Source organism: Vibrio sp. 10N.222.49.C9, from assembly GCF_041474985.1.
GTDB classification, from domain to species: domain Bacteria; phylum Pseudomonadota; class Gammaproteobacteria; order Enterobacterales; family Vibrionaceae; genus Vibrio; species Vibrio crassostreae_C.
This window is the reverse complement of sequence record NZ_JBFRVD010001553.1, coordinates 1-618: the sequence shown is the minus strand read 5'-3', so window position 1 is coordinate 618 and position 618 is coordinate 1. Positions and strand designations below refer to the sequence as shown.

Annotated in this window: 1 protein-coding gene and 1 pseudogene; both read left to right on the top strand. The window is 39.6% G+C overall.

Translation table 11 applies throughout. The features are described 5' to 3' along the window. Positions 1 to 170 precede the first annotated feature (170 nt). Positions 171 to 443 carry a DUF1778 domain-containing protein gene (locus AB4585_RS29225; RefSeq protein WP_017030664.1) on the top strand — a complete coding sequence of 91 codons (273 nt, stop codon included), beginning with the start codon at positions 171 to 173 and terminating at the stop codon, positions 441 to 443. Continuing rightward, positions 440 to 618: pseudogene (locus tag AB4585_RS29220) on the top strand (GNAT family N-acetyltransferase); the annotation flags it as partial. The gene AB4585_RS29225 and the pseudogene AB4585_RS29220, both read left to right, overlap by 4 nt.

Here is a 618-nt window from a genome sequence, read left to right as displayed (position 1 = left end):
CAATTAAGGTGTGAGGCATGCAATACCGATGCCACCGCAAACCACCTTAATTACTAAAATTAACGCATAGTAAAAATACCAAGTGTGCCAAATTGACACAGCAATTGCTTATTGCACACTTTAAGACCATAATACCCATGTGACATTTTGACACAACAGGAGATAACATTATGGCTACTACCTTGCCTCGCATCACAGCTAGAGTTGATGTCGATACACAAGATTTACTTACTAAGGCTGCCGCGATCGCTGGCATGTCTAGTATTAACTCATTTGTTCTAAGCGCTGCAATTGAAAAAGCAAAACAAGTCATCGAACGCGAACAAGCTTTAAAATTGAGCCAAGCTGATGCTATGTTGCTAATGGAAGCTTTAGACAGTCCTGCAACACAGAACTCAAAACTCAAAACTGCCTCTGAACGATACGAAAGCAAAATTCAATGATGAATACGGTACTTCTAGATAAAGCTAAACACGATAGAAACCGATTCAACTGTGGCAGCGAAGCTCTCAATAATTACTTGAAAGTAATGGCGAGTCAGCAAGCAAAGAAAGACAACACCAGAACGTTTGTTTTAGAAGATGATAACGACAATTCACATATCATCGGGTTTTACAC

Excerpts from the sequence above, each read along its gene's own strand:
- AB4585_RS29225 (WP_017030664.1), top strand. The coding sequence starts at position 171 with ATGGCTACTACCTTGCCTCGCATCACAGCTAGAGTTGATGTCGATACA.